This is a genomic window from Pseudomonas sp. GM24 (assembly GCF_000282235.1).
Taxonomy (GTDB): Bacteria; Pseudomonadota; Gammaproteobacteria; order Pseudomonadales; family Pseudomonadaceae; genus Aquipseudomonas.
In genome coordinates this window covers 1-21,505 of sequence record NZ_AKJR01000224.1, presented here as the reverse complement: position 1 = coordinate 21,505, position 21,505 = coordinate 1, and the positions used below count along the sequence as shown (strand labels likewise).

General features: G+C 60.8%; 26 protein-coding genes. 9 read left to right on the top strand and 17 right to left on the bottom strand.

Annotated features, from left to right (window positions below; all coding sequences use genetic code 11):
* Window positions 1–81 precede the first annotated feature (81 nt).
* The 6 genes from PMI23_RS24380 to PMI23_RS24355 all read right to left on the bottom strand — a co-directional run bounded on the left by PMI23_RS24380 (window position 82) and on the right by PMI23_RS24355 (window position 5,764).
* Complete coding sequence (locus tag PMI23_RS24380; protein WP_007913603.1) at window positions 82–912, bottom strand: AraC family transcriptional regulator; 831 nt, start codon at window positions 910–912, stop codon at window positions 82–84.
* Complete coding sequence (locus PMI23_RS24375; protein WP_007913606.1) at window positions 909–1,904, bottom strand: hydrolase; 996 nt, start codon at window positions 1,902–1,904, stop codon at window positions 909–911. The genes PMI23_RS24380 and PMI23_RS24375 overlap by 4 nt, the downstream gene beginning before the upstream one ends.
* Before the next feature lie 63 nt (window positions 1,905–1,967).
* On the bottom strand, window positions 1,968–2,582 hold the full coding sequence (gene rsmD / locus PMI23_RS24370; protein WP_007913608.1) for a 16S rRNA (guanine(966)-N(2))-methyltransferase RsmD: 615 nt from the start codon (window positions 2,580–2,582) through the stop codon (window positions 1,968–1,970).
* A complete protein-coding gene (locus tag PMI23_RS24365; RefSeq protein WP_007913610.1) occupies window positions 2,582–4,069 on the bottom strand; it encodes a M16 family metallopeptidase in 1,488 nt (495 codons plus the stop codon). The genes rsmD and PMI23_RS24365 overlap by 1 nt, the downstream gene beginning before the upstream one ends.
* Window positions 4,062–5,417, bottom strand: coding sequence for a M16 family metallopeptidase (locus PMI23_RS24360; protein ID WP_007913612.1), 1,356 nt, complete (start codon window positions 5,415–5,417; stop codon window positions 4,062–4,064). Before PMI23_RS24360 ends, PMI23_RS24365 begins: the two co-directional genes overlap by 8 nt.
* A gap of 152 nt (window positions 5,418–5,569) precedes the next feature.
* On the bottom strand, window positions 5,570–5,764 hold the full coding sequence (locus tag PMI23_RS24355) for a hypothetical protein (protein WP_025112092.1): 195 nt from the start codon (window positions 5,762–5,764) through the stop codon (window positions 5,570–5,572).
* Between PMI23_RS24355 and ftsY the strand changes: the two genes are divergently transcribed.
* The 4 genes from ftsY to rpoH all read left to right on the top strand — a co-directional run bounded on the left by ftsY (window position 5,763) and on the right by rpoH (window position 9,928).
* The gene (gene ftsY, locus PMI23_RS24350) at window positions 5,763–7,268 is read left to right on the top strand and encodes a signal recognition particle-docking protein FtsY (protein ID WP_007913614.1); all 1,506 of its coding nucleotides are present in this window, start codon (window positions 5,763–5,765) and stop codon (window positions 7,266–7,268) included. The two genes, PMI23_RS24355 and ftsY, sit on opposite strands and share 2 nt — an antisense overlap.
* Window positions 7,265–7,936, top strand: coding sequence for a cell division ATP-binding protein FtsE (gene ftsE, locus PMI23_RS24345; protein ID WP_003229148.1), 672 nt, complete (start codon window positions 7,265–7,267; stop codon window positions 7,934–7,936). Before ftsY ends, ftsE begins: the two co-directional genes overlap by 4 nt.
* Window positions 7,933–8,958 carry a permease-like cell division protein FtsX gene (gene ftsX, locus PMI23_RS24340; RefSeq protein WP_007913616.1) on the top strand — a complete coding sequence of 342 codons (1,026 nt, stop codon included), beginning with the start codon at window positions 7,933–7,935 and terminating at the stop codon, window positions 8,956–8,958. Before ftsE ends, ftsX begins: the two co-directional genes overlap by 4 nt.
* A 115-nt stretch (window positions 8,959–9,073) precedes the next feature.
* A complete protein-coding gene (rpoH, locus tag PMI23_RS24335) occupies window positions 9,074–9,928 on the top strand; it encodes an RNA polymerase sigma factor RpoH (protein ID WP_007913617.1) in 855 nt (284 codons plus the stop codon).
* 207 nt (window positions 9,929–10,135) lie between these two features.
* Here rpoH and mtgA read toward each other — a convergent pair whose 3' ends face one another.
* The gene (gene mtgA, locus PMI23_RS24330) at window positions 10,136–10,858 is read right to left on the bottom strand and encodes a monofunctional biosynthetic peptidoglycan transglycosylase (RefSeq protein WP_007913618.1); all 723 of its coding nucleotides are present in this window, start codon (window positions 10,856–10,858) and stop codon (window positions 10,136–10,138) included.
* A 74-nt stretch (window positions 10,859–10,932) separates the two neighbouring features.
* Here mtgA and PMI23_RS24325 point away from each other — a divergent pair, with 74 nt between their 5' ends.
* From PMI23_RS24325 to trmB, 4 genes are all read left to right on the top strand, one after another.
* Window positions 10,933–11,313: a DUF423 domain-containing protein gene (locus tag PMI23_RS24325; RefSeq protein WP_007950170.1), complete on the top strand. Its 381-nt coding sequence runs from the start codon at window positions 10,933–10,935 to the stop codon at window positions 11,311–11,313.
* Window positions 11,314–11,384: 71 nt separating this feature from the next.
* Window positions 11,385–11,585, top strand: a complete 201-nt coding sequence (gene thiS / locus PMI23_RS24320; protein WP_123454333.1) for a sulfur carrier protein ThiS — start codon at window positions 11,385–11,387, stop codon at window positions 11,583–11,585.
* A gap of 60 nt (window positions 11,586–11,645) precedes the next feature.
* Window positions 11,646–12,440: a thiazole synthase gene (locus PMI23_RS24315; RefSeq protein WP_007913621.1), complete on the top strand. Its 795-nt coding sequence runs from the start codon at window positions 11,646–11,648 to the stop codon at window positions 12,438–12,440.
* 9 nt (window positions 12,441–12,449) lie between these two features.
* On the top strand, window positions 12,450–13,175 hold the full coding sequence (trmB, locus tag PMI23_RS24310; protein ID WP_007913622.1) for a tRNA (guanosine(46)-N7)-methyltransferase TrmB: 726 nt from the start codon (window positions 12,450–12,452) through the stop codon (window positions 13,173–13,175).
* 131 nt (window positions 13,176–13,306) lie between these two features.
* On the opposite strand, the gene PMI23_RS24305 is transcribed toward trmB, so the two are convergent.
* The 10 genes from PMI23_RS24305 to PMI23_RS24260 form a co-directional block, all read right to left on the bottom strand.
* On the bottom strand, window positions 13,307–13,630 hold the full coding sequence (locus PMI23_RS24305) for a DUF3392 domain-containing protein (protein WP_007913629.1): 324 nt from the start codon (window positions 13,628–13,630) through the stop codon (window positions 13,307–13,309).
* 22 nt (window positions 13,631–13,652) lie between these two features.
* Window positions 13,653–14,858 (bottom strand): radical SAM family heme chaperone HemW, encoded by a 1,206-nt coding sequence (gene hemW / locus PMI23_RS24300; RefSeq protein WP_007913631.1) that lies wholly within the window; start codon window positions 14,856–14,858, stop codon window positions 13,653–13,655.
* Window positions 14,855–15,451 carry an RdgB/HAM1 family non-canonical purine NTP pyrophosphatase gene (gene rdgB, locus PMI23_RS24295; RefSeq protein WP_007913634.1) on the bottom strand — a complete coding sequence of 199 codons (597 nt, stop codon included), beginning with the start codon at window positions 15,449–15,451 and terminating at the stop codon, window positions 14,855–14,857. The genes hemW and rdgB overlap by 4 nt, the downstream gene beginning before the upstream one ends.
* Window positions 15,448–15,882 (bottom strand): DUF4426 domain-containing protein, encoded by a 435-nt coding sequence (locus tag PMI23_RS24290; RefSeq protein ID WP_007913636.1) that lies wholly within the window; start codon window positions 15,880–15,882, stop codon window positions 15,448–15,450. Before PMI23_RS24290 ends, rdgB begins: the two co-directional genes overlap by 4 nt.
* 26 nt (window positions 15,883–15,908) lie before the next feature.
* Window positions 15,909–16,529 (bottom strand): methionine biosynthesis protein MetW, encoded by a 621-nt coding sequence (gene metW, locus PMI23_RS24285; RefSeq protein WP_007913638.1) that lies wholly within the window; start codon window positions 16,527–16,529, stop codon window positions 15,909–15,911.
* Window positions 16,530–16,536: 7 nt separating this feature from the next.
* Window positions 16,537–17,676: a homoserine O-succinyltransferase MetX gene (metX, locus tag PMI23_RS24280; protein WP_007913641.1), complete on the bottom strand. Its 1,140-nt coding sequence runs from the start codon at window positions 17,674–17,676 to the stop codon at window positions 16,537–16,539.
* A gap of 228 nt (window positions 17,677–17,904) precedes the next feature.
* On the bottom strand, window positions 17,905–18,201 hold the full coding sequence (locus PMI23_RS24275; RefSeq protein WP_007913642.1) for a DUF167 domain-containing protein: 297 nt from the start codon (window positions 18,199–18,201) through the stop codon (window positions 17,905–17,907).
* Entirely contained in the window at window positions 18,198–18,788 is a 591-nt protein-coding gene (locus tag PMI23_RS24270) for a YggT family protein (protein WP_007913643.1), read from the bottom strand. The genes PMI23_RS24275 and PMI23_RS24270 overlap by 4 nt, the downstream gene beginning before the upstream one ends.
* Before the next feature lie 10 nt (window positions 18,789–18,798).
* Window positions 18,799–19,617, bottom strand: coding sequence for a pyrroline-5-carboxylate reductase (gene proC, locus PMI23_RS24265; protein ID WP_007913644.1), 819 nt, complete (start codon window positions 19,615–19,617; stop codon window positions 18,799–18,801).
* A gap of 23 nt (window positions 19,618–19,640) precedes the next feature.
* A complete protein-coding gene (locus PMI23_RS24260; protein WP_007913645.1) occupies window positions 19,641–20,327 on the bottom strand; it encodes a YggS family pyridoxal phosphate-dependent enzyme in 687 nt (228 codons plus the stop codon).
* A gap of 56 nt (window positions 20,328–20,383) precedes the next feature.
* On the opposite strand from PMI23_RS24260, the gene PMI23_RS24255 reads away from it, so the two are divergent.
* Window positions 20,384–21,418: a type IV pilus twitching motility protein PilT gene (locus PMI23_RS24255; RefSeq protein WP_007913646.1), complete on the top strand. Its 1,035-nt coding sequence runs from the start codon at window positions 20,384–20,386 to the stop codon at window positions 21,416–21,418.
* The last annotated feature ends 87 nt before the right edge of the window (window positions 21,419–21,505 follow it).

The window sequence follows — 21,505 nt, the reverse complement described above, 5'->3', positions numbered from 1 at the left end:
CAAGATCAAAAGATCGCAGCCTTCGGCAGCTCCTGCATTGGAATGCATTTCCCTGTAGGAGCTGCCGAAGGCTGCGATCTTTTAGCTTTCCATCCGGGCGTTACGGTAGGCGGCGGGCCCGACGCCATAAGCCTGCTTGAACTGCCGGCTCAAGTGGCTCTGGTCGGCAAACCCCAATTGTGTGGCGACTTCCACCGGCAGGCAGCCGTGTTGCAACAGTGCACGCGCCTGGGCGATACGTTGCTGCATCAGCCAGGTATGCGGCGGCATGCCGGTGGCGCGGCGAAACACCCGGGCGAAATGGAACGGCGACAGATTGACCGCCGCCGCGAGCTCTTCCAGTGATGGTGGCGCCGCCAGTTGTGCGTGCAGCAATTCTTTGCCCAACAGCACTGCGCGGTGTTCCTTGCCGGCTCGTCCAGGGACCGGCACAGCCGCATGGCGCTGCAACAGCAGCAACATCATCTCGCGCCACACCGTTTGCTGTTGCAGCGCGGTCGCCGGGCTTTCCAGCAAGCGGTGCAATTGCGCAAAGCCGTTGACCAGATCCGCATCGCGATACAGCGTGGCGCCGAACGCCGGCAGACTCGTGGTGGACAGCTCCAGCTCATCCAGCAACGAAACGATCTGTGAAGTATCGGGATAAAACGCCCGATACAGCCAGCCGTCCTCAGTGCCTTTGTGCCCGGTATGCAATTCGTCCGGATTGATCAACACCAGCGTGCCGCTGCCAGCCAGATGCTCGGCGCCGCGATAGCGATAACGCTGGGCACCGGCCATGATCATGCCGATCACGAATCCGTCGTGCACATGCGGGGCGAAGCGCTGCTCGATGTAGCGCGCCGACAACAACTCGACCCCGGCCAGCGGCGCGGTTTGCCAGAAGCGGATCGACTCGCCCTGATCGCTCATGCGGGCACGCTGGCCAGCCACTGCGGGATGCGTCGTTCCAGGTAATAACCAGGCTGACGTAGCGAGCCGTCGACAAAGCCGACATGCCCGCCGCGTGCCTGCAATTCGAAAGCGGTCGACGCCGACAGCTCACTGGCTTGCGGCAAGCTGTGCGGGAACACGAACGGATCGTCCGCCGCCTGAATGATCAGGGTCGGCGTGCGGATCTCACCGAGGAAGTAGCGGCTTGAAGCGCGGCGATAGTAATCCTCGGCATCATTGAAACCGTGCAACGGCGCGGTTACCCGGCCATCGAAATCCCAGAACGTGCGCATGTTTTCCAGCGAGCCGAGGGCTGCCAGCGCGGCGAGTCCGTCTTCGCGACCGTCATGCTGAAACTGCCGTTGCTTGTTCTTGATGTAAGCGACCATCTCGCGCATGAAGTGCGCCTGATAGACCTTGGAAAATCCCTGGCCGATGCGGTCGGCGCATTGGTCGAGGCGAAACGGCACCGACACTGCGACTGCACCGAGCACACCGCTGGCGCTGCCGGTTTCCCCAAGATGTTTGAGCAGCACGTTGCCGCCCAGGGAGTAGCCGACGGCATACAACGGTGCCAATGGTCGTTTGGCGCGCAGGTGCTTGATAGTCTCGGCGAGGTCTTCGCTGGCGCCGGAGTGATAACTGCGCGGGAGCAGATTCGGTTCACCGGAACAGCCACGCCAGTTCAGCGCCACGCTGGCCCAGCCTTGATCGGCCAGCGCCTTCTGGATACCGGCGACGTAAGGCGAATTGGAGGAGCCGGTCAGGCCGTGCAGTACCAACACCAGGGGCGCATCGGCGGTGTGCGGGCCGTGCCAGTCGAGGTCAAGGAAGTCGCCATCCTCGAGCCACAGGCGTTCACGTTCACGCTCGATATGTACGGTTTTGCGCCACAGCGGCCCCCACAAGGTTTGCAGGTGCGGATTGCCGAGGCCGAGGGCGGGGGTGAAGCGTTCTGAAGAGGTGGACACGATGATTCTCGATGCAGAGCGGCGACCCTGTTGGAAGGGGCGCCGCCTATTCAGACCGGTCGATTAACCGGCGATCTCTGCCGTACGTTGCCACAGCGCGTAGTAAACCCGGCCGGATTTCTGTTCGCGGTGCAGGCGCCAGTTGCCCGGCAGGCCCAGCGTCGATGGCGCCGTTTCGCTTTCAGTGTAGATCCACGAGTCCGGCGCCAGCCACTGACGCTCTTCGAGCAAGGTGCAGACGGCAGGCAGCAGGTTCTGGTTGAACGGCGGATCGAGGAACACCAGGTCGTACGCGCTGGCGGTCTGGGTTTCCAGATAACGCAGGGCGTCGGCAGTCTGCACCTGGCCGTTGGTGCAGCGCAGGGTACCGAGGTGTTCTTTCAGGCTGGACACCGCAATGTTGCTGGCATCCAGTGCCTGGCCCATGGCCGCGCCACGGGACAGCGCTTCGAGAAACAGCGCGCCGCTGCCGGCGAACGGATCGAGTACCTTGGCCCCTTCAACATACGGCGCGAGCCAGTTGAACAGGGTTTCACGCACGCGGTCCGGCGTCGGGCGCAGGCCCGGCGCATCGGGGAAGCTCAGCTTGCGGCTGCGCCATTGGCCGCCAATGATGCGCAACTGGTTCACACCGTTGTGGACGTTGTGCGCAGGCTTTTTAGGGGAACGAGTTGCCATTAATGCTCCGGAACCCCGAGCGGTTGCTCGGCAGGTTTATCAGATGGGGCCGGTAACGGCTTTTGCGGCACGGTCGGGCCAGCGGTGACGATGACCATTTTGTCCGTGCTCAGGTGTTTGTTCAGGGCGTCGCGGACTTGTTCCACGGTCAGGCTTTGCGACTGACGCATGAAATCATCCAGATAGCTCAGCGGCAGATTATAGAAGCCCATCGCGCCAAGTTGGCCGACGATATCGGCATTGCTCGCGGTGGACAGCGGGAAGCTGCCGGCCAGTTCGCGTTTGGCGTCATCGAGTTCTTTCTGCGTCGGCCCGGTTTTCAGATAGTCGGCGAGCACGTCCTGCACCAGTTTCAGGGTGCCTTCGCTCATTTCTGCGCGGGTCTGCAGGTTGATCATGAACGGGCCACGTGCCTGCATCGGGCTGAATGCCGAGTACACGCCGTAGGTCAGGCCGCGTTTCTCACGCACTTCGCTCATCAGGCGCGTGCCGAAACCGCCACCACCGAGGATCTGGTTGCCCATCGACAGCGCCGCGTAATCCGGATCGTCACGGTCGATGCCCAGTTGCGCGAGCATCAGGTTGGTTTGCTTCGACGGAAACTCGATGTGGTTGACGCTGGCTTTCGGTTCCTGCGGCTGAGCGATTTTCGCCAGCGCCGGGCCTTTGGGCAGGGCCGAGGAGACCTGATTGGCAATCGCCTCGGCTTCCGCGCGCGACAGATCACCGACCAGCGCGATGACCACGTTGCCAGCGGCGTAGGCCTTGGCGTGGAACTCACGCAACTGCGCAAGGGTAATCTTCGGCACGCTCTGTGGATTGCCGTCACTCGAATGCGCGTACGGGTGGTCGCCATAAAGACGCTTCATCAGCTCAAGGCTGGCGAGTTTGCCGGGGTTCTGTTTCTGGTATTCGAAACCGGCGAGCATCTGGTTCTTGATACGCGCGAAGGAGTCGGCCGGGAAGGTCGGTTTACCGACCACTTCCGAGAACAGCTTCAAGGCCGGTTCGCGTTTGTCGGCAGCACTCAGGCTGCGCAGCGAGGCCAACGCCATGTCCTTGAACGCACCGTTGCCGAAATCCGCCCCCAGACCTTCAAAGCCCTGAGCGATGGCGCCGACGTCTTTACCGGCAACACCTTCGTTGAGCATCGCGTTGGTCAGTACCGCCAAACCCGATGCGCTGCCGTCCTGGCTGCTGCCGGCGGCGAAGATCAGGCGCATGTCGAACATCGGTAGCTCATGGGCTTCGACGAACAGCACTTTGGCGCCTGCGGCGGTGTTCCAGGTTTGCACGTCGAGTTTGCGGCTGGCCGGGGCCTTGCCGTCGAGTTCGGCCAGCGATTGCAGCTTCTGGCTGGACTTGGCGTTGTCGAGGGCTTCGCTGGCATTGCTGTCAGCGCCCGGCGACAGGTAGAACGCGGCAGAGCCAATCACCGCCACGGCGATCAGGCCGAGCAGCAGGCGTGGGGATTTGCGCTTACTCATGAGTCGTCTCCAGTGGCAGGACGTGGGCGACGCTGAGACGTTCGCGGGTGAAATACAGCTTTGCGGCGTTCTGAATGTCTTGCGGGGTCACGCTTTCCAGATCGGCGAGTTCGGTGTCCATCAGTTTCCACGACAGGCCTACGGTCTCGAGTTGGCCGATGGCGGTGGCCTGGCTGGTGATCGAATCACGTTCGAACACCAGACCGGCGATCACTTGTGCACGTACGCGCTCGAGTTCTTCGGCGGACGGCGCGGTGGTTTTCAGCTGCTCCAGCAACTTCCACAGACCGGCCTCGGCTTGCGCGATGGTCTTTTTCTTCTGCGTGTTCGGCGTTGCCGAGAGGGTGAACAGGCTGTCGCCACGGGTGTAGGCGTCGTAGCTCGACGAACCGCCGGAGACCAGTTCTTCGCCGCGCTCCAGTTGCGTCGGGATGCGCCCGCTGTAACCGCCGTCGAGCAGGGCCGAGATCAGGCGCAAGGCGTTGACCGAGCGTTTGTCTTCAGCCGTCGCAATGCTTGGCACGTTGAAACCGAGCATCAAGCTAGGCAACTGAGTCTGCACGTGCAGGGTGATCTGGCGTTCGCCGGGCTCGGCCAGTTCCAGTGGTTTTTTCGCCGGTGGCACGTCGCGCTTGGCGATCGGGCCGAAATAGCGCTGGGCGAGGGTTTTCACTTCGTCCGGGGTCACGTCGCCGACCACCACCAGTGTGGCGTTGTTCGGCACGTACCAGGATTGGTACCAGTGGCGCAGCTCTTCGACCTTCATGCGGTCGAGGTCGGCCATCCAGCCAATGGTCGGCGTGTGGTAGCCGCTGGCCGGGTAGGCCATGGCCTTGTAGCGCTCGTAGGCTTTGGACATTGGCTTGTCATCGGTGCGCAAGCGGCGCTCTTCCTTGATGACTTCGATTTCCTTGGCGAACTCGTCGGCCGGCAGGCGCAGATTGGCCATGCGGTCGGCTTCCAGTTCGAAGGCTACGCCCAGACGGTCGCGCGCCAACACTTGGTAATAAGCGGTGAAGTCGTCGCTGGTGAAAGCGTTCTCTTCGGCGCCCAAGTCGCGCAGGATCAAAGAGGCTTCGCCGGGACCGACTTTCTCGCTGCCCTTGAACATCATGTGCTCAAGCGCGTGGGACAGACCGGTCTGGCCCGGGGTTTCGTAGCTGGAGCCGACCTTGTACCAGACCTGCGACACCACCACCGGCGCGCGATGGTCTTCGCGCACGACGACCTTGAGGCCGTTGTCGAGGGTGAATTCGTGGGTCGGTTGCGGGTCGGCCGCCAGGGCCGAAAGGGGCAGGCAGACTGTGCTGAGCAGCAGGCCTGCAGCGCGGCGGGCTAGAGCATTCATTCGTTTTTTAACCTGTTGGGCTGCCCGCTTGGTCTTAGCCTAGGCGGGCGAGGAGGTGCTAGGATACTGATCCGTTTTACTGGCGGCCACGCCTATCAAGCCACTGATCGGTCGATAGGTTGTATGGGTTCCCGGAAGAAGCTTTGAGTTTGTCAGCTAAACTCTGCGTTTTCGCCGACGATGCCGTTCCAGTCCTTCGTATTAATCGACCTTTGAGGTGCCTGTGGCGCCTCGACAAAATGTTGCGCGTGAACAAGCTGGATGAAACACAGTCTGTTCTGCATCGAATATTTATTTGCCGGGGCGCCCTTATGGCGCGTCGCTACCGTGAGATAGCCGTCCTCCATGTTTGGTTCCAACGACGACAAGAAGACCCCAGCTGCGGCTGGCGAGAAGAAAAGCCTGTTCGGATGGCTGCGTAAGAAACCGCAGGAACCCGTCGTCGAACAGCCGCCCGCGATTCCTGAGCCTGCTCCGGTTATAGAAGAAGAGCCGGCACCGATCGTTCTGCCGATTGCCGAGCCGGTGTTGCAACCGGTTGAGCCAGAACCCGAGCCTGAAGCGCCTGTAGCGGCGGAATTGCCGCTGACCCCGGCGGCTGAGCCATGGTTGACTTTGCCAGTGGCGGAAGAGCCAGTGGCATTGGTTGAAGAGGCAGCGCCGCACATCACCCCAGACATTCCTGCGCCTGCTGCATTCGTTGCAGAGGTTGCTCCGGTGCCGGTGGTTGAGCCGGTAGTTGTGCCTGCGCCGGTTGTTGTCGAGCCTGTTGCGCCCGTGTTTGTTGCGCCAGTTGTCCAAGAGCCCGAGCCTGCACCTGCACCTGCACCTGCACCTGCACCGGTTGTCGCTGCTCCTGTTACTCCAGTCGAAGTGGTTGCCGAGGCCCCGGTCGAAGCCCCGCGCACCGAAGAAACCAAAGCCGGTTTCTTCGCCCGCCTCAAGCAAGGTTTGTCGAAAACCAGCGCCAGCATCGGCGAGGGCATGGCCAGCCTGTTCCTCGGCCGCAAAACCATCGATGACGATCTGCTCGATGACCTCGAAACCCGTCTGCTCACCGCCGACGTGGGTGTCGAAGCCACCACGCAAATCATCCAGCGTCTGACCCAGAAGGTCGCGCGCAAAGAGCTGGCCGACGCCGACGCGCTGTACAAATCCCTGCAGGCCGAACTGGCCGCGATGCTCAAACCGGTCGAACAACCGCTGAAAATCGCCTCGCAGAACAAGCCTTTCGTGATTCTGGTAGTCGGCGTCAACGGCGCCGGCAAGACCACCACCATCGGCAAACTGGCGAAGAAGCTGCAACTGGAAGGCAAGAAAGTCATGCTTGCCGCCGGTGACACCTTCCGCGCCGCCGCTGTGGAACAATTGCAGGTCTGGGGCGAGCGCAACAAGATTCCGGTGATCGCCCAGCACACCGGCGCCGACTCGGCTTCGGTGATCTTCGACGCCGTGCAGGCTGCCAAGGCCCGCGGCATCGACGTTTTGATCGCTGACACCGCCGGTCGTCTGCACACCAAAGACAACCTGATGGAAGAGCTGAAGAAGGTTCGCCGTGTGATTGGCAAGCTCGACGCTGACGCGCCGCACGAAGTGCTGCTGGTGCTCGACGCCGGTACTGGCCAGAACGCCATCAATCAGGCCAAGCAATTCAACCAGACCGTCGAACTGACCGGCCTGGCGCTGACCAAGCTCGACGGTACCGCCAAGGGCGGGGTGATCTTCGCCCTGGCCAAGCAGTTTGGCCTGCCGATCCGCTACATCGGCGTCGGTGAAGGCATCGACGATTTGCGTACCTTTGAAGCCGAACCCTTTGTCCAGGCACTGTTTGCCGAGCGGGAGCGTTCATGATTCGTTTCGAACAGGTCGGTAAACGCTACCCGAACGGTCACGTCGGCTTGCATGAGCTGAGCTTTCGAGTCCGTCGTGGCGAGTTCTTGTTTGTCACCGGCCACTCCGGTGCCGGTAAATCCACGTTGTTGCGCCTGTTGCTGGCGATGGAACGTCCGACCAGTGGCAAACTGCTGCTGGCCGGGCAAGACCTGAGCACCATCAGCAACGCGCAGATTCCGTTCCTGCGCCGGCAGATCGGTGTGGTATTCCAGAATCACCAGTTGCTGTTCGATCGCACGGTGTTCAACAACGTCGCCTTGCCGCTGCAGATTCTTGGCTTGTCCAAGGCCGAAATCGCCAAGCGTGTCGATTCGGCGCTGGAACGCGTGGCGCTGTCGGATAAAACCGATCTGTACCCGGGCGACCTGTCCACCGGTCAGCAACAGCGCGTCGGCATTGCCCGCGCCATCGTGCACCGCCCGGCCTTGCTGCTGGCGGACGAACCGACCGGTAACCTCGACCCGCGTCTGGCGGCCGAAATCATGGGCGTGTTCGAAGACATCAACCGTCTGGGCACCAGCGTGCTGATCGCCAGTCACGACCTGGCGCTGATCGCGCGCATGCGTCACCGCATGTTGACCCTGCAACGTGGCCGATTGATCGGCGACGGGGAGGCCGGGGTATGAGTGCAACACGCAGTCCGAAGGTTTCCGAACGCGTGGCCCCGAAGGCCGCCGATCCGCAGCCGCCGAAGAAGAAAAAGCACGACGAAGACGATGGCCCGGATTTCGCCACGTTGTTCCGTGCCTGGGTCGAAAGCCATCGCGCCAGTCTGCTCGACAGCCTGCGTCGCCTCGGCAAGCAGCCGATTGGCAGTTTCTTCACCTGCATGGTGATGGCCGTGGCGCTGAGCCTGCCGATGGGGCTTTCGCTGTTGCTCAACAACGTCGAACGTCTTGGTGGTTCGTGGCAGCGGGCGGCGCAGATCTCGCTGTATCTGCAACTCGACGCGAGCCCGGAACAGGGCGAGTCGTTGCGCGAACAGATCAAAGGCATGCCCGGCGTAGCTGATGCTGAATATGTCGGCCGCGATCAGGCGCTGGAAGAGTTCCAGCAACAGTCCGGACTGGGTGAAGCCCTGCGCGAGCTGCCGGAGAACCCGTTGCCGGGCGTGGTACTGGTCACTCCGAATGAAGTCGACAAGCCAACGCTGGAAGCATTAAGACAAAAACTTTCCGAACTGCCCAAGGTACAACAGGCGCAACTTGATCTAGTCTGGGTCGAGCGTCTGGCCGCCATCCTCAAGCTTGGCGATCGTTTTGTCTTCGGTCTGACAGTGCTGCTGGTTTCTGCATTACTTTTGGTGATAGGCAATACCATTCGTCTTCATATTGAAAACCGCCGCACCGAGATAGAAGTGATTAAACTCGTCGGCGGCACTGACAGTTATGTGCGTCGCCCTTTCCTTTATATGGGTGCGTTGTATGGCTTCGGTGCGGGGCTTCTGTCCTGGTGTGTATTGGCGTTCGGCCTGAACTGGCTGAACGATGCGGTGGTTGGGCTGGCCGGCTTGTACGGCAGTGATTTCGCGCTGGCCGGAGTGCCAGTTGCCGACGGTCTGTCGCTCTTGCTTGGCGCGGTGCTGTTGGGTTATATCGGTGCATGGATTGCAGTCGCACGCCATCTCAGGGAGCTGGCGCCGAAGTAGAATCTTTTTTGCGCGTGATTGGCCTCGCGGTTTTTTTGGGAACTTGTACTTGAATTCCCGGTCAATTTTTCGCAGTGCCGTGAGGCACGAGTATGTAAGTGGGAGGTTTTTTCGTATGACCAATTCTTTGCAACCTGCGTATGCGTTGGTTCCGGGTGCGAACCTGGAAGCTTACGTGCACACCGTCAACAGCATTCCATTGCTGACGCCGGAGCAGGAGCGTGAACTGGCCGAGAGTCTCTACTATGAGCAGGATTTGGGGGCGGCTCGGCAGATGGTGCTCGCCCACCTGCGTTTTGTCGTACATATCGCCCGTAGCTATTCCGGCTACGGTCTGGCTCAGGCTGACCTGATCCAGGAAGGTAACGTCGGCCTGATGAAGGCCGTGAAGCGCTTCAACCCGGAAATGGGTGTGCGTCTGGTGTCGTTCGCCGTGCACTGGATCAAGGCGGAAATTCACGAGTTCATCCTGCGCAACTGGCGCATTGTGAAAGTTGCGACCACCAAGGCCCAGCGCAAGCTGTTCTTCAACCTGCGCAGCCAGAAGAAACGTCTGGCGTGGCTGAACAACGAGGAAGTCCACCGTGTGGCGGAAAGCCTTGGTGTTGAACCGCGTGAAGTGCGCGAGATGGAAAGTCGCCTGACCGGCCATGACATGGCCTTCGACCCGGCTGCTGAAGCTGACGACGACAGCGCTTTCCAGTCGCCGGCCAACTATCTGGAAGACCACCGGTACGACCCGGCGCGTCAACTGGAAGATGCCGACTGGAGCGACAACTCCAACAGCAACCTGCACGAAGCACTGGAAGTGCTGGACGAACGCAGCCGTGACATCCTCTACCAGCGCTGGCTGGCAGAAGAGAAAGCCACGCTGCACGACCTGGCGCAGAAGTACAACGTGTCGGCCGAGCGGATCCGTCAGCTCGAGAAGAGCGCTATGAACAAGCTCAAGTTGTCGATCGCCGCGTAACCGGCGAGCAGGCAATAAAAAACGCCTCGATCAGCGATGATCGGGGCGTTTTTTTATGCGCATATGTCAGGGCAGCATCAATCCCTGTGGGAGCTGGCTTGCCAGCGATGGCGTCGGGTCAGTCATGTAGATGGTGGCTGAACTACCGCTATCGCGGGCAAGCCCGCTCCCACAGGGATCTTTAGGGTTTGGAAAAATCTTGACTGGCTATCGAGACCACGGTGCTCGCCGCGAATCATTCAGCCCAAGCAAATAACTATCCCCACCCAACTGGCTCATCTGCTGCCGAATCCACCCGGCCCGGCGCGACACATAAGCGGTTGGATGACTCGCACTCCAGACACGCGGATTGGGTAGAACGGCCGCCAGATAACTCGCCTGCTGCCGCGACAACGACTTCGCGCTCACGCCAAAGTGATGGCGGGCCGCAGCTTCGGCGCCAAACACCCCGTCATCCCACTCGACGCTGTTCAGGTACACCTCAAGAATCCGCTGCTTGGGCCAGAACACCTCGATCAGCGCGGTAAACCAGGCCTCCAGGCCTTTACGCAGATAGCTGCGGCCGGCCCACAGAAACAGGTTCTTCGACACTTGCTGGCTCAAGGTGCTGGCGCCGCGAATCGAGCCGCCGAGTTCGTTGTGCGCCAGTGCGGCCTGGATCGCACTGAAGTCAAAACCCCAATGCTCGGGAAACTTCTGATCCTCACCGGCCATGACCGCCACTTTGAGATCGTCGGAGATCTCGTCCCACGGCTTCCATGTGCGCTGCAGGTCAATCGGCTCACCATCGACCCAGGATTCGACCTTGCGCTCGACCATCAACGCCGTGCCCGGCGGCGGCACGAAGCGAAACACCAGCACCAGCAAGACACTGCCGCCGGCGAACCAGAGCAGGGCCTTCGTGAGACGACGGAAAATAGTACGCAGCATAGAGATGGCTTGGCCGAACCGGTGGAGCGGGCCATTATACAGACCCTGCCGATCGCGTCTGACTGGAGTTCCCAATGCTGCGTGGCTTTTTGATGCTGGCCGCTTTTTTCGGTTTCACCGGTGTGGCGTTGGGCGCATTCGCCGCCCATGGCCTGAAAAGCCGACTGACGCCTGAATATCTGTCTATTTTCCACACCGGCGTCACTTATCAACTGGTGCACACCCTGGCACTGTTCGGAGTGGCGCTGTTGGCCACGCAGATTCAGGGGCGGCTGGTCGCTTGGGCCGGCGTGTCGTTCACCGTGGGCATTCTGCTGTTCTCCGGTAGCCTGTACGTGCTGACCATCACCGGTATCAGCAAACTCGGCATCATCACTCCGTTCGGCGGTCTGGCATTTCTGGCCGGTTGGGTTTGCCTGGGCCTCGCCGCCTGGCGCCTGCAACCAACCGCTTGACGCTTGGTGCTGACCTTTAGGTCATGATCGGGCTAGAATGCCAGCCCCTAAAAATGATGGCGGCGTTGCGCATGCGCATTCAGTTGAACGGTGAATCCCTTGAACTGCCCGACGGCGAGACTGTTGCGGCCCTGATCACCCGTCTGGAACTGACCGGACGCCGGGTGGCAGTCGAACTCAATCTGGATATCGTCCCGCGCAGCCAGCATGCCAGCACCACGCTCAATGACGGTGACAACGTCGAAGTGGTGCACGCCATCGGCGGCGGCTGATCGCCCGGCCCGCAAGGGTAGAGAATTCTGCAAGACCCTCACCCCTAAAGAGGATTCCCCATGAGCATCGTTCGTAGCGACAAGCCTTTTGTTCTGGCCGGTCGTACTTACCAGTCGCGTTTGCTGGTCGGTACCGGCAAGTACCGTGACATGGAAGAAACCCGTCAGGCCATCGAAGCCTCGGGTGCCGAGATCGTCACCTTCGCCGTACGCCGCACTAACCTGGGCCAGATCGAAGGCGAGCCGAACCTGCTCGACGTGCTGTCGCCGGAGCGCTACACCTTCCTGCCGAACACTGCGGGCTGCTACGACGCCATCGAAGCCGTGCGCACTTGCCGCCTGGCCCGTGAGCTGCTCGATGGTCACAACCTGGTGAAGCTGGAAGTACTGGCTGACCAGAAAACCCTGTTTCCTAACGTGATCGAAACCCTCAAGGCCGCGGAAACGCTGGTCAAGGAAGGTTTCGACGTGATGGTGTACACCAGCGATGACCCGATCATCGCCCGTCAACTGGCAGAAATCGGCTGCATCGCGGTCATGCCGCTGGCCGGTCTGATCGGTTCCGGTCTGGGGATCTGCAACCCGTACAACCTGCAGATCATCCTCGAAGAAGCCAAGATTCCTGTGTTGGTCGATGCCGGTGTCGGCACTGCGTCCGACGCGACCATCGCCATGGAACTGGGTTGCGATGCGGTGCTGATGAACTCGGCCATCGCCCACGCCCAGCAGCCGGTGATGATGGCTGAAGCCATGAAACACGCCATCGTTGCAGGCCGCCTGGCCTACCTTGCTGGCCGTATGCCGAAAAAACTCTATGCCAGCGCCTCTTCGCCGCTGGATGGTCTGATCAAGTAAGAGCCATTGATGACTGAATCGAACGACACGCCTATCCAGACGGAAGAGGGCGACGAGCGCCAACACCGCCGCATCAAGAGTTTCGTGATGCGCGCCGGGCGCATGACCGAAGGCCAGCAACGCGGTCTGGATCAGGGCGCGCCGCTGTACGTGCTGCCGCTGGCTGACGCGCCGGTGGATTACGATCAAGTGTTCGGCCGTTCGGCACCGCGCTCGCTGGAGATCGGTTTCGGCATGGGCCACTCGCTGCTGGAAATGGCCGCGGCGGCGCCGGAGCAGGATTTCATCGGTGTTGAGGTTCACCGTCCGGGGGTTGGCGCGCTGCTCAATGGCGTGCTGACTCAGGGCCTGACCAACCTGCGGGTCTACGATTGCGACGCGATCGAGGTGCTCAACCGCTGCATCGCCGACAATAGCCTCGATCGCCTGATGCTGTTTTTCCCGGATCCGTGGCACAAGAGCCGTCACCACAAGCGTCGTATCGTTCAGGCGTCGTTCGCTGAACTGGTGCGCAGCAAGTTGAAGGTTGGCGGCATTCTGCACATGGCTACCGACTGGGAACCGTACGCCGAATACATGCTGGAAGTGATGAACGTCGCCCCGGGTTATCGCAACCTCGCCGAAGACGGCAAATGCGTACCGCGCCCGGCCGAACGCCCGATCACCAAGTTCGAACGCCGCGGCGAACGTCTTGGCCATGGCGTCTGGGACCTGAAGTTCGAAAAACTCGCCTAAGCATCACGCAATGATTTCCACGCTCTGCGTGGGAATGCTGCCCGGGACGCTCTGCGTCCCACAGCGGACGCAGAGCGTCCATTGAGGCATTCCCACGCGGAGCATGGGAACGATCAAAAGCGGCCGAAAGATCAGCGGCGGTCGGCGACCACGCCGATGAGAACGAGGACTACCAGCAGGACTGGCGCCAGGCTGTAGTTGTTGAACTGGCTCAAACCCTTGATAACCCACGGCGTGGCGTAAATCAGCGCTGCACCGCTGCCGATCACGCACAGCAGCGCCATCAGCGGTACGCGCAAGGCGCCGGCGATGCTGCCCAGGCGCTGCTCGACCCAGCCTTTGAAGTCGGCGCCGAACAGCACCAGCAGGCAGCCGACCAGCGCCAGGGCGATTTCCGAGAGGTTGCTGCGGCTCCAGCGGGAGACGGTGGCGAGCAGGTCGAGTATCAAATCCATGCGTTTTCCCTTATCACTGAAATCAGTTCAGAAATTGTTGCAGCAAGTCGTTGAGAAACAGCTGTCCGCGCTCGGTGGCCGCCAGACGTGACGGTTCGACCTGCAACAGACCGCTTTGTTCTGCCGCGGCCCGGCCTTCGGCGAGGCTTTCCAGCGACAGGCCGGTGCGCTCCGGATACAGACGGGACTCGACGCCGGCGGTCAGGCGTAAAGCGTTCATCAGAAACTCAAACGGCATCTCGTCATTGGTCAGCGCTTTTTCGCCAGCCTGGAAGCTTTTTGCCGGGTTGAGATAGTCCTTCGGCAGACGGGTCTTCCAGGTACGCACGATGCGTCCGTCGGGATGACTCAACTTGCCGTGCGCACCCGCGCCGATGCCGATGAAGTCGCCGAAGCTCCAGTAATTGAGGTTATGCCGCGCTGGCCGACCGGCCTGGGCATAAGCCGAGACTTCATACTGCGCGTAACCGTGCTCGGCCAAAAGCGCCTGCCCGGCTTCCTGAATGTCCCACAGCGTGTCGTCCTCCGGCAGCACCGGCGGCTGGTTCCAGAACACGGTGTTCGGTTCCAATGTCAGTTGATACCAGGAGATGTGCGTCGGATTCAGTTCGATAGCCTGGCGCAAATCGCTCAAGGCATCGTCTAGCGACTGATCCGGCAAGCCGTGCATCAAGTCGAGGTTGAAGTTATCGAACCCGGCCTGACGCGCCATGCCGGCAGCACGCACCGCTTCGTCACCGTTGTGAATCCGGCCAAGCGCCTTGAGCTTTTCCTGCTGGAAACTCTGGATGCCAATTGACAGGCGATTGATCCCCAGCTTGCGGTACGCGATGAACTTCTCTTGCTCGAAGGTGCCGGGATTGGCTTCCAGAGTGATTTCGATGTCATGAGCAAATGGAATGCGCTGCTCGACGCCTTCCAGCAGTCGCCCGAGGGCTTCGGCGCTGAACAGGCTCGGCGTGCCGCCACCGAAAAAGATCGAACTGATTTCACGCCCGTACACGGCGTGCAGGTCCTGATCGAGATCGGCCAGCAAGGCGTCGACGTACTCCTGCTCCGGCAACACCGGGCTGGCAGTGTGCGAGTTGAAGTCGCAATACGGGCATTTGCGCACACACCACGGGATGTGGATGTACAGCGCCAGGGGCGGCAGCGTCGGCAACGGCGCCCGAGGCGAAGAGGCGGCGCCGCCGACAATCAGCGACGACGCGGAAGAATCACCGGTCATTTCAAGCCCAGACGCTGGCGCAGCAGATCCATTGCACGGGCGCGGTGGCTGATCTGGTTCTTGTCGGCCGGGCTCAATTCGGCGCTGGAGACGTCACGCTCCGGCACCCAGAACAGCGGGTCATAACCGAAACCGTGTTCGCCGCTGGCAGCGGTGAGGATGCGCCCGTGCCACAAGCCTTCGCAGAGGATCGGCAACGGATCATCGGCGTGACGTACCAGCGCCAGTACGCAAACGAACTGCGCGCCGCGCTCGGCTTGCGGCACGTCCTTCAGCGCATCGAGCAGTTTGGCGTTGTTCGCCGCATCGCCCTTGCCATCGGCATAGCGCGCCGAATAGATGCCCGGTGCACCGCCAAGGAAATCCACCGCCAGCCCTGAGTCGTCGGCCAGCGCCGGCAGCCCGGAAATACGTGCGGCGTTGCGTGCCTTGAGAATGGCGTTCTCGACGAACGACAGACCGGTTTCTTCCGGCTCGACCTTGCTCCACTCGCCAATCGAGCGCAGTTGCACCGATTCGCCGAGCATGGCCTGGAGTTCTTTGAGTTTGCCGGCGTTATGGCTGGCCAGTACGAGCTGCTTGATGTTCATCATTCGCCGGGAAAGAGTTCTTGGTTGAAATTGATGGTGTTGATCTTGTCGCCGTTCTGCACCTTGATCTCAAAGGTGCGGGTTTCCTGCTGCTCAACCGGATACTGGGCGATGTAGTAGATCGCGCCCTGTTCGGTGATCTGGCGGAAATTCAGCGGCACGCTCTGGCTGGTCAGGTCTTTGACCGTGCCGGTGACGTTGGCGACCAGCGGTTTGCCGTCCTTGATCACCGAGACATTGATCACGCCCTGATTCTTGCTGCGCACCAGTTCCGCAGCCTTGGCGATGTCCGGCGTCAGAAACGTCGAGTTGAAAGTGTTGTAGTGCACCGTGACGTCGCCGAAGGTTTCCTTTCGTTCGCCCTTGATGACGTCGGCCGCCATAGCGCTGGCGCTCAGGCAGGCAGTCAATAACAACAACGCTAAACGACCCATGATCGTGCTCCTCGAAATGACGGGATTCAGACCGCGACTTTGTGGTCTGCAAGCTGCGGGCTGCTGACGCGGTAGATACCGATCTCACCTAACAGATTAGGCCATAGCTTACTGGCCCACCCGTGACGGTGCTGTTGATCCACGGCAAGCCGATCAATGACCTTCGCATCACGTTCGCGGCAAAGTTCTTCAAAGTCTTCGAAGGTGCAGAAGTGAATGTTCGGTGTGTTGTACCAGGTGTACGGCAAAAACTCGGAGACCGGCATGCGCCCCTTGCTCGCCAAGTACCAGCGGCAGCGCCAGTGACCAAAATTCGGGAAGGTGATGATGCATTGGCGACCGACCCGGAGCATTTCGTCGAGGATCTTGTCCGGGTAGTGCACGGCTTGCAGGGCCTGGGTCATGACGACGATGTCGAAACTGTTGCTGGCAAAGTTGCCCAGCCCCTTGTCCAGATCCTGCTCGATAACGTTGACGCCTTTGGCCACGCACTGGGCAATGTTGTCAGCGTCGTTTTCCAGGCCATAACCGGTGACGTTCTTGTTGTCGCGCAGCCAGGTCAGCAGCTCGCCGTCACCGCAACCGAGGTCGAGGACGCGGCTGCCGGCGGGGATCCATTCCTGGATGATTTCCAGATCAGCTCTCATGGCTTTCTCACAACGTGATGCGGTTCATGTAATTGCCGAACGCCTGCAAGTAGCGCGGGATCGGAATCAGGAAGGCGTCGTGGCCCTGCGGTGCGTCGATTTCCAGGTAGCTGACGTCTTTGCGCGCCGCCATCAACGCATCCACCAGTTCCCGCGAGCGGGCCGGGGAGAAACGCCAGTCGGTGGTGAACGACATCACGCAGAACTTGGCCGTGGCGTTCTCGAAGGTTTTCGCCAGGTTATCGTCGAAGTTCGCCGCCGGATCGAAGTAATCCAGTGCCTTGGTCATCAACAGATAGGTGTTGGCGTCGAAGCGTCCGGAGAACTCTTCGCCCTGATAACGCAGGTAGCTTTCGACCTGAAACTCGACGCTGTGGAAGTCGTAGTTGAGCTTCTCGCTCTTGAGGCCACGGCCGAATTTCTCGCCCATGGAATCGTCGGACAGATAAGTGATGTGCCCGACCATGCGCGCTAGCATTAGCCCGCGCTTGGGGATCACACCCGCTTCCTGGAACGAACCGCCGTGGAATTCCGGGTCCGTGAGGATCGCCTGACGCGCCACTTCGTTGAAGGCGATGTTCTGCGCCGACAGCTTCGGTGCCGAGGCGATGGCCAGGCAATGACGCACGCGATCCGGGTAAGTGATGGTCCATTGCAGCGCCTGCATGCCGCCGAGGCTGCCGCCGATCACGGCTGCCCACTGGCCGATGCCGAGCAGATCAGCGAGACGCGCCTGGCTGTGCACCCAGTCTTCCACGGTGAGTACCGGGAAATCGGCGCCGAACGGTTTGCCGGTCTCAGGGTTGATGCTGCTCGGGCCGGTGGATCCATTGCAGCCGCCCAGATTATTCAGGCTGACCACGAAGAACTTGTTGGTGTCGATCGGTTTGCCGGGGCCGATGCAGCTGTCCCACCAACCGGGTTTGCGGTCGTCGACGCTGTGGTAGCCGGCGGCGTGATGATGGCCGGACAAGGCGTGGCAAATCAGCACGGCGTTGCTCGCCTGCGCGTTCAGCGTGCCGTAGGTTTCGTAGATCAGGTCATAGGCGGCCAGCGAACGGCCGCAGGCCAGCGCCAGCGGTTCGCTGAAGTGCGCGGTTTGCGGCGTCACCAGACCAACAGAATCGGGGGGAAAGGCAGTTGGCATCGACCCTGCTCTCGTTGAAATGAGGCGTAAGTCTAAAGACCGGGGGGGTTAGCGGCAAGCGGCCCTCACCCTAGCCCTCTCCCAGAGGTAGAGGGGACCGACCGAGGTGTTCTTTTGAGCTACGCCGACCTGATCTATCCGGGCTGAACTCAGGTTCCGAAAACACCCTAGATCGGCTCCCTCTCCAGGGGGAGAGGGCTGGGGTGAGGGGCGCAGGCGCTGCAAAACTCAAGACAAGCGCCCAACCAACCCAGGCAAATCCGGCAACTTCTTCGGCGAGCAGATCTTCACCCGCTTTTGCCGGTTCAACTCACCACTGAGCAAACTGACCTGGCTCTTCGAAACGCCAAACGCCTTGGCCAGAAAACCCATCAGATAAGCATTGGCCTTGCCCTCGACCGGCGGCGCAGTCAGGCGAATCTTCAAGCGATCCCCATGCAGCCCGGCGAAGTCATCGCTACGGGCTGCCGGTTGCAGGTGACACTCGAGGATCAAGTCGTCACCGTCCCATCGAAACCAGCTCACATCAGCAGACGGAGGATTTCCGGCATCATCGTCATCGCCGCCAGATTGTTGATCACCAGCATGTCGATCAGCTTCAACGCGAGGAAGGCGAAGATTGGCGACAGGTCCAGACCGCCAAGATTCGGCAGGAAGCGGCGGAACGGCGCCAGCGCCGGCTCGCAGATCTGGTTGACCAGTTCAGCACCCGGATTGTGGCTGCCCGGCGCGACCCACGAGAGGATCACGCTGATGATCAGGGCGAAGAAGAAGATCTTCAGGAACAGCGCGGTCACGCCGATCAGCGACCAGATAAACAGTTGCAGCGGGTTGCCGGTGGTGCCGTAAGTCAGCAGCAGGGTCAGCGCCATCAGCGCCAGTTGCACCAGAATCGCCAGCACCAGCGACGACATGTCCAGACCGAACAGGCTCGGGATAATCCGGCGCAGCGGCTTGAGCAGTGGCTGGGTCGCTTTGACGATGAACTGGCACAGCGGGTTGTAGAAGTTCGCCCGTACCAGTTGCAGCACGAAGCGCAGCAGCACGATCAGCAGGTACAGACTGCCGAGGGTTTGCAGCACGTAAACCGCTGCGGTGTTCAATCCAATCATGTAAGGCTCCTTATTTGCCCAGTTGTTCGGCCATTTCGGCCGAGCGGTGCGCGGCGGCGCCGAGTGCGGTTTCGACCAGGGCTTCAAAGCCATTGGCCTGGAATGATTTGATTGCAGCTTCCGTGGTGCCGTTTGGCGAGGTCACGCGACGGCGCAGTTCGGCGGCGTCGACATCGCTGGAAACCGCCATGTGCGCTGCGCCCAGCGCCGTTTGCAGGGTCAGTTGTTCTGCGACGTCTTTCGGCAGGCCGAGTTTGACGCCGGCGGCAGTCATGGCTTCGATCAGCAGGAAGAAGTAGGCAGGGCCGGAACCGGACACGGCGGTGACGGCGTCCAGTTGCTGTTCTTCATTCAGCCACAGGGCGATGCCGACGGCGGACAGCAGCTCTTCGGCTTGCTGACGCTGCTCGGCAGTCACTTCGCTGGTCGCGTACAAGCCGCTGACGCCCTGGCGCAGCAGCGCCGGGGTATTGGGCATGCAGCGCACGATCGGCTGCTCGCCGAGCCACGCGGTCATGCTGGCACAGGTGATACCGGCAGCAATCGACACCACCAATTGATTGGGTTTCAGGCTTGGGCGAATGGCTTCGCACACGGCTTTCATAGCCTGCGGCTTGACCGCCAGCACGATCACATCGACGCCGTCGATGGCCTGAGCATTGTCGGCGAAAGTTTCGATGCCGTGTTCGGCACTGACCTTGGCACGGGTTTCTTCACCCGGGTCGCTGGCGCGGATCTGTCCGGCTTCCAGACCCTTGGCGCGCAGGCCGCCAATCAGACTGGCCGCCATGTTGCCCGCACCGATAAACGCAATACGTGTGTTGCTCATGTGTGGTCCTTATCTGGAATGGTTCAAGACTGGGAATAATCACGGGCGCCAAACAGGGCGGTACCGATACGCACCCAAGTGGCGCCTTGGGCAATGGCCGACTCGAGGTCGTGGCTCATGCCCATGGACAGTGTGTCGAGCGGCAGATCGAGGCTGGCCTGCAATTTCTGTACAGCGGCGAAGGCCGCGTCTTGCTCGGCGCGATCTTCGGTCGGCTCGGGAATCGCCATCAGGCCACGCAATTTCAGGCGCGGTAATGCGTTGATGGCCTCGGCCAATGCCGGCAGATCAGCCGGGGTGCAGCCGGATTTACTGGCTTCACCGCTGACGTTGACCTGAATGCAGATGTTCAGCGGCGGCAGCTCGGCCGGGCGCTGTTCGGACAGACGTTGAGCGATTTTCAGGCGATCCACGGAATGCACCCAATCGAAATGCTCGGCAATCGCCCGAGTCTTGTTCGATTGAATGGGGCCGATGAAGTGCCAGATCAAGGGCAGGTCGGCCAGTTCGAGCTGTTTGCCCAGGGCTTCCTGCAGGTAGTTCTCGCCAAAGTCGCGCAGGCCGGCGGCATACGCCTCGCGCAGCGCTTCGGCGGGTTTGGTTTTGCTCACGGCGAGCAACTGGACGCTGTTTTCAGGACGGTGTGCGGCTTGGGTCGCGGTCTGGATGCGCGAACCAACGTGGAAAATGTTGTCTGCTATCGTGGACATCAAGAGGCGCCGGCGGTCTGAAGGTTCGCGGCATTCTACTGGAATTGAGGAGCGCTATGGATATCACTGAATTGCTGGCCTTCAGCGCCAAACAGGGCGCTTCCGACCTGCACCTGTCGGCCGGTCTGCCGCCGATGATCCGTGTCGATGGCGATGTGCGGCGGATCAATCTGCCGGCGCTGGATCACAAGCAAGTGCACGAACTGATCTACGACATCATGAACGACACCCAGCGCGTCGACTTCGAGAAACATCTGGAAACCGACTTTTCCTTCGAAGTTCCGGGTGTCGCACGTTTTCGGGTCAACGCCTTCAACCAGAACCGTGGTGCCGGGGCGGTGTTTCGTACCATCCCATCGAAAGTGCTGAGCATGGAAGACCTGGCCATGGGCGATGTCTTTCGCAAGATCACCGATGCGCCGCGTGGGCTGGTGCTGGTCACCGGGCCGACCGGTTCAGGCAAATCAACCACGTTGGCGGCGATGATCGATTACCTCAACACCCACCGTCATCACCATATTCTGACCATTGAAGACCCGATCGAATTCGTTCACGAATCGCGCAAATGCCTGATCAATCAGCGTGAAGTTCACCGTGATACCCGCAGTTTCGCCACCGCTTTGCGCTCGGCGCTACGTGAAGACCCGGATGTGATCCTGGTCGGCGAGATGCGTGACCTGGAAACCATTCGCCTGGCACTGACCGCTGCGGAAACCGGGCATCTGGTATTTGGCACCTTGCACACCACATCCGCAGCGAAAACCATCGACCGTGTCGTGGATGTGTTCCCGGGTGACGAGAAGTCGATGGTGCGTTCGATGTTGTCGGAGTCGTTACTGGCGGTGGTCTCGCAGACGTTGATCAAGAAGATCGGCGGCGGACGGGTGGCGGCGCACGAGATCATGCTGGGCACGTCGGCGATCCGTAACCTGATTCGTGAGGACAAGGTCGCGCAGATGTATTCGGCGATTCAGACCGGTGGGTCGCTGGGGATGCAGACACTGGACATGTGCCTGAAGGATCTGGTGGCCAAAGGCTTGATCAGCCGCGAGCATGCGCGGGAGAAGGCGCGCACGCCGGATAATTTCTGAGACCAGAAGCTAAAGATCGCAGCCTTCGGCAGCTCCTACAGGGAAACGCTGATCCCGATGTAGGAGCTGCCGAAGGCTGCGATCTTT